This window comes from Dactylosporangium sp. NPDC050688 (genome assembly GCF_040654515.1).
Lineage (GTDB): Bacteria > Actinomycetota > Actinomycetes > Mycobacteriales > Micromonosporaceae > Dactylosporangium.
Map to the genome: position 1 here is coordinate 46,743 of NZ_JBFAIC010000073.1, position 6,418 is coordinate 53,160.

Genomic DNA, 6,418 nt, shown 5'->3' on the forward strand with positions numbered 1-6,418 from the left:
GTGTGCCGCGTCACCCCTTCGTCCTGGCCTCAGCCCTCGTTCTGGACCGGCGGTCCCAGCAGGTCCCACTTGTTGCCGGCGATGTCGACGAAGACGACGACCTGCCCGTACACCTCGGACCGCGGCGACCCGACAAACTCGACGCCGGCCGCCCGCATCCGCTCGAACGCCGCACCGAAGTCGTCCACCTGCAAGAAGAACCCGACCCGCCCCTTGACCTGCGCCCCGATCGCCTCGCGCTGCTGCTCACCGTCGGCCTTGGCCAGCAACAGCCCCGTGCCACCACCCGGCGGCCGCACCACGACCCAACGCTTGGCCTTCCCGGCGTTCGTCGTCGAGGGCGAGTCCTCGGCCAGCTCGGAACCCAGCACCTCGGTGAAGAAGAGGATCGCCGGGTCGTACTCCTCAACCACGATCGTCACAAGATCCAGCCGCATCAAGCCACCCTAGTCGGGACGGGGGATACTCGTGCGCGGGCTGGGGAGGGGATGCGCTAGTCTGTAGCGGCTGCACCGGACGACGTCCGGGTGCACGGGACGTAGCGCAGCTTGGTAGCGCACTTGACTGGGGGTCAAGGGGTCGTGGGTTCGAATCCCGCCGTCCCGACCAGGGCTGACCAGGCAAGATTCAAGATCTTGCCTGGTTTCCGCTAACGGTTCCGCTAACGGAGATCGCGCACAGTCGGTCGAGTTCTCACCCCGTTAGCGGAGGAGATCGACCCGTGGCTATCTTTAGCTACCAGCTGTCCCGCGGCCAGACGCGCTGGCAGTTCACCATCGACCTGCCCCCGGCATCTGACGGCAAGCGTCGCCAGATGAACCGGAAGGGCTTCCTCCGCCAGGAGGACGCCCTCGAGGCGGAGACCGAAGCCCGCAAGACCTACGCCCGCGCCGACCTGGCCGCCGACGGCAGCTTCGCCGCGGAGCTGGAGCAGTGGCTCGGCGAGCGGGAGTTGGACGTGCAGGAAACGACGCTCGGCAACTACCGCGACATCGTGCGGTGCTACATCGTGCCCCACCTGGGCAGCCGGCAGGTGTACACCCTCGACAAGCGGGCCATCCACGACCTGTACAAGACGCTGCTGACGCGGGGGAGCAAGCGCGGCGGTCCGTTGTCGCGCACGACGGTGGGCAACGTGCACCGGGTGTTGATGAAGGCCCTGTCGGATCTGCACATCGAGATCGAGGGTGTCCGTAAGCCGCGTCGGGAGCAGCGGGAGACCGCCGGTCGGAAGGGCGTGTGGACCGCCGAGCAGGCCGGCCGGTTCCTGGCCCACCACACCGCACACCGGTTGTACGCGGCGTGGGTGCTCGCCATCGTCGGTGGATTGCGCCGCGGTGAGCTGCTCGGGCTGAAGTGGGATCGCGTGGACCTGGACGGTGGTGTCGTGCAGGTGTACTGGCAGCGGACGACGACCTCCCGCAATGGTGCTATCGAGAAGGCGCCCAAGGGCAAGAGCAAGCGCTCGGTGGCGATCGGGCCTGCTGCGGTGGCGGTGCTGCGTGATCACCTGGTGCGTCAGGACGCGGAGAAGGAAGCCGCTGAGGAGCTGTATGAGGATGGCCGGTACCTGTTCTGCCGGGAGGATGGCCAGCCGTATTACCCGCGGTACCTGACGCAGCAGTGGGAGCGGGCTTGTGTTGCCGCCGGCGTGCCGGTGATCGCTCTGCACGACGCTCGACACACCTCGGCTACTGCCGGCGCCGATGCCGGTGTGCCGCAGCACATCATGCAGGGCCGACTCGGTCACGCCAGCGGGCGCACGACCGACGAGGTCTACACGCACGTGCTCGATCTGAGCGCGCGCAAGGCCGCGGAACTGATGGAGACGGCCATTTTCGGCTCTACCGAACCGCCGGTTGAGAACCGCCAAGCCGGCACGACCCCGCATCCCACGCGGAGCCTGGCTGCCGCCCGCCGCCGTATTCGCCGCGCGGCGTAGGAGAGGGAAGACTGTGGCCGCCGCCTCGTCCGCGGCGGCCACGACCAACTGGACTGCACGTCACACACCACCAGCAACAGGAACTGTCGCAGCCTTTCGATCTGCCGGCGTGGACTGAAGAATTGGCCGTTCATGTCGGCGTCAGCGAGTAACCCATCCTCGTTCGCATCGAGGGGGTCAGGGGTTCGAGTCCTCTCAACTCCAGAGAATAAGTCCAGGTCAAAGGGCGTTTTCCTGAATTTCGGGAAGGCGCCCTTGATCATTTGTCCGTCTGGCGTCCGTTGGACAGGCCCCCACTGTGCGACATGCATCAGTACGACTTCAGTCGCAGCCGGCAGGATTGGCTCAAGGCGGCCTGGTCGGCTGAGGGCGTGACCCACGCGCCACGGACCTGCGAGAGTGACCCGCCTGCCGCCGGTTCACCTCGACTCAGTAGCGGCACTGCCTCGGGATCGGGCAGCCCGCTTGGCGGACAGCGCATGCTGCACTTCTGAAATCGGCGCGGCAGTAGCTACGTAGCCGTGCTGCTGAAAGCGATGGACGTCCGTTCGACCTTGTATGGGCCGGATTCACCATATAAATGATCTTGTAGTGTCCGACTCTGCTTCCGGGACCGATCGCTGTGGATGAACGATCGTGTTAGCGGCCGAGCGGCGCATAGGGGGTCGGCGACCGGCCGTAGGACATGTGCAACCGCCAGCGTGTTCCTTGGCACGTAGCCGGACGTATCGACAACGGCATCCCACGGTCCCGATTCCGCGAGCCGGGCTAGGTCGACAGCCACGCCTCGGTCACCCCGGATCGCCTGCACGCCGGGTAGGTCTGACCCCGAACGCCCACGGTTGAATGTCGTGCCGTCCCATCCGGCCGCAGACGCCGTCTCGGCGGTCGCTCTGCCGAGGAACCTCGTTCCTCCGAGGATCAGGAGCCGCATGAGGTCCATTCTGCCCGACGTGCTTCGCACCTTTCCGTAGCGGACTCGCACCGTCAGCAGTGCGACCGCGCCAGCACCGGCCTCCGCTGGGGGCCGACCAGTGTCGGAGATGGCCGCGCATCTGGAGGTTCCTACACCACGCCAGTCAGTGACGCCCCCTGCGGAGGAGGACGGGCACTCTCTACTGACGGTTGGCTGGCAGAATAGAGGACCGCGCGATTCTACGATTCCGGGCAGTCTGTGGTGGAACAGGCGCATTCGTGGTCGTCATAGGCGATTTTACGAGAATTACCGCCTCGTTGGCGGGAAGGTCGTCTTGAGCGCGCCATTCAAGTAGTGCCAAGTTCACCAATATTTCGATTAGTAGCAGAAAACATTTCGCCTCGGCGCTAGAGACAGCAAGTTCGAGTCCTAGCGACTCCATCGCGGCGCGCCGGTAGAGCATAGAAAGCGCGAGGCATGCGGTTCCCACACGTGCACACACGTAGTATCTATCGTTCTCCGGGGATGCTGACAAGCCGCTAACTACTACAACTAGTTCCTGTACCATTGCACAAAGTCCCGCAGAGGGGGCGACTTGCGGATCGACTCCACCCAAGTCAATTGCCAATTCTCGTAGTCGAAGGCGGTCTACACCATTGGCAAGTATGTTTCGGCTGCCGTCGTTTAAATTGTTATATCCATGAAGGAGAGAAGCGGTCGTGTCGCTGATTAACCGTTCTTGCTCGATCTCTGCAAACCCTTCCATTTCAAATATTTGACTTGAGTTATGCGTCAACCCTAGCGAAATTGACACTTCACGGGCAGTGACAACTTCCCACAGGGAGAAATCATTGCCATCACGAAGAGCACTTGTAAAGCGTATGGTCGGTGCATTGCGGCAATCAACGCCCAAGGCAACGCTGGCTAGAGTCGAGAATTGCCCAGGAATCTCTCGAAGCAATCTGTCCACCATTGGGTCCGAGCTGTTTTCCTCCCAGTCTGCCACTTTTGTACAGTCTAAAAGGAGTTGTTCAGATAGCCACTCCTGCAGTTCTTCGACCGGCTCTAGATGTGATTTGAAGAGACTAATCTCCCCATGGCGCGTAGTCCAGAAAGCAAGATTCATGCCTGCTATGGCTGCATTCGATTGCAGAACCGTGGCCAGTTCCTCAGTGGTGGGAAGGCGGGCGTCGTCTACCATTGACCGGCACCAGTTGACGAACACACTAACTGTTTCTCTGCTCATGCCGACGGCAGCGTTGCCGACCTGAACGGTCGCGCTCTGCGTTGCAGACGTAAAGTCGCTCGCGGGCATAGTGCCACTGTAGTCTTCAATGAAGAGGGCAAATTCTTCTTGAGTAACTGGCTCTGGGCATAACCACGTATTGGCTGAGACGCGGACCGAGTTTCGCAGTTTGCGAATTAATAGGACATGCGCGATCAAGCGCCGCCTCGAATCATCAATCGCTTCTCGCGCAAGAAGTCTTTCAAGTGAGCTGCGAATTTCTGGCGATAGTTCTCGGGCTTCAGCCGCACAGTCTATCGCAAGTGCAATTGCGGTTGCAGAAGGTCGATCTCCTCGCAAGCACGCGCTTACAATCTCGTCTCCTCCATACTGGGCGACGAATATCAACGTGGTTTCACGCCACCAGTCGTCCGAGACCGTAGCAGCAAGCACTTCGGATTGGTGGTGCTCCGCAATGTAGGCAGCGGCCAAATACTCTTGAAAGGTGAGATGGGCAAAGCTATAGAAACCGTCTTCTCGTTCGTACAACAAGCCAGAAGTTTGCTCTATTTCAATTAGGAACTCTTCTGGGCCTGCGCCAGGGCTGACACGAGCCAGCTGTGACTTTATAAGCCTTGCCGCCTCTGTTATCTCGATATCTCGCTGGCGACCCTTCATCATTTCAAATGCAAGCCGCCTAAGGACTGACTCCTTTTGGTCAGTAGTTAAATCCACCGCCAACTGCTTAGCTTCTTGCCGCTTGCCAAGGAACACTTGACAGATCTCACGGTATAGCTCGTGCCGACTGCCGGGCAGCGCGCCACGGTATCGATGCACGTTGGCAATCATCGTTAGGAGCAAGGGGTTAATCGCTAATCGGTACAGCGCAGCAGACCTCCGAAGACGCCGCAGAAGGTCCGCCGCGTCCGTTAGCGCTTCGTCACGAATCCCCTGAGTGTCGTCAGCCTTTGCGCGTAGCTCTGTGTCGAGATACCACTGATTGATGAACTGTTCAATCTGTCCTTCGGTAAAGGGTGCAACTCTAGCGAATGTTGCGGAATTGATTGGATATGGCGTATAGGCGTACGGGCGGGATGTAAGTACAAAATAGTTATTCGGATAACGCGCTATTTGAGCTTCAACCCAGTTTATGACGGCTCGGCGGCCTTCACGTGTAGCAACTTCATCCAGCCCGTCCAGCAGGATTACGCAGCGACCGTCGTTCAACTGTTTGAGAAGCCAACCTTGTGGTTCTGTGATTCCCGAGCGCGCCATGGATGAATTGGTAATATCTGCTATAGTGCAATTCGGAGTTGTTTCTATGTGTGCAGCATGTTGGCGGAGAATAAGCAACACTGGTATTTTGTCGCGAAATTTGGCAGGAATGGCCCGCCGATTCTCCCGTCGGGCAAGCGTCAGGGCAACATGTTTTAGTAGGGTAGTCTTACCACTGCCAGGCGGGCCTACAATGGCCAGCGGTATCGTTCGCCCGTCGGAAGTACGCAAAAGATCCCAGACCGAAATATTTCTGTCTTCAAGCGCTCCTCCCAGAAAGAGATCATCGGCGTCTACCACTGCATTTGACGCCATGTTGGTAGGTTGTGGCAGTAGAGTAAGATCAACAAAGGAGCCATCCAAGGTCGACGTGAAAGGGCCGCGAGTCGTAAAACCCTTTAAGTCCATGTAGAAATTGGCTTCTTTGAGGTATCTCAAATACCTAGATTCATGCCGACTAAGTTTCTGTCTGAGAGTAGCATCGACCCAGTCCACAGTAAGGGGAGACCAGCGCTTACGAAGCTCCCCGAAGACCTCTGACCCGAAGCTCCAAAGCAATACCAGGATCTCGTACGCGAGGAATAGGAGAATAGCAATCCACGGATTACTTTTAATGGTAGTCCAAAACGATGCGCCGATCACCGCAGGTGGAAGCGCGGCCATGCCTAGCTTTGCAAGAGCGCCAAGGAACCGTGGGGGGCTTGCCATGACATCTCCGCTCTGAGGTATCAATGATCGGCGTGACGCACTGTAGTTAGAGCGCTCCTAGTAGTCAACGGTGGATCGTGAACCGACGTAGTAGCCAGATGTCCATTTGGTTTAATTTGAGTGCGTAAGCACTGCTTATAACTCTTACCCGGAAGATGCAGTCCGGCTGATGCGACGGCGCCTTGTGCAACGATGGTCTTGCGGGGCGAGCCTGCGTCGGCGGCCGGTGCCAACTATCTGACGGACACGCCCACTGGCCTCGGCTATTCAGGCGGGTTGGTCATCGGTGGGGGTTGATGCAGAGAAGGTGCACCTGGCCTGCGAGGATTTGAGTGTCTAGATCAAGTCCGGC

At 59.4% G+C, this 6,418-nt stretch carries 3 protein-coding genes, 1 tRNA gene and 1 pseudogene; 2 read left to right on the forward strand and 3 right to left on the reverse strand.

All coding sequences use genetic code 11. From position 1 onward, the window contains the following. Nucleotides 1-29 precede the first annotated feature (29 nt). Nucleotides 30-437: a VOC family protein gene (locus tag AB0H83_RS43215; RefSeq protein WP_360106726.1), complete on the reverse strand. Its 408-nt coding sequence runs from the start codon at nt 435-437 to the stop codon at nt 30-32. Nucleotides 438-532: 95 nt separating this feature from the next. Here AB0H83_RS43215 and AB0H83_RS43220 point away from each other — a divergent pair. Continuing rightward, nucleotides 533-609: transfer RNA gene (locus AB0H83_RS43220), tRNA-Pro, on the forward strand. A gap of 112 nt (nt 610-721) precedes the next feature. Beyond that, the gene (locus AB0H83_RS43225) at nt 722-1,942 is read left to right on the forward strand and encodes a tyrosine-type recombinase/integrase (RefSeq protein ID WP_360106729.1); all 1,221 of its coding nucleotides are present in this window, start codon (nt 722-724) and stop codon (nt 1,940-1,942) included. 709 nt (nt 1,943-2,651) lie between these two features. Here the strand turns inward: AB0H83_RS43225 and AB0H83_RS43230 are convergent. Both AB0H83_RS43230 and AB0H83_RS43235 read right to left on the reverse strand, forming a co-directional pair. Next, nucleotides 2,652-2,876: pseudogene (locus tag AB0H83_RS43230) on the reverse strand (NAD-dependent epimerase); the annotation flags it as partial. A 181-nt stretch (nt 2,877-3,057) separates the two neighbouring features. Continuing rightward, entirely contained in the window at nt 3,058-6,066 is a 3,009-nt protein-coding gene (locus tag AB0H83_RS43235) for an NACHT domain-containing protein (RefSeq protein WP_360106732.1), read from the reverse strand. Nucleotides 6,067-6,418 lie beyond the last annotated feature (352 nt).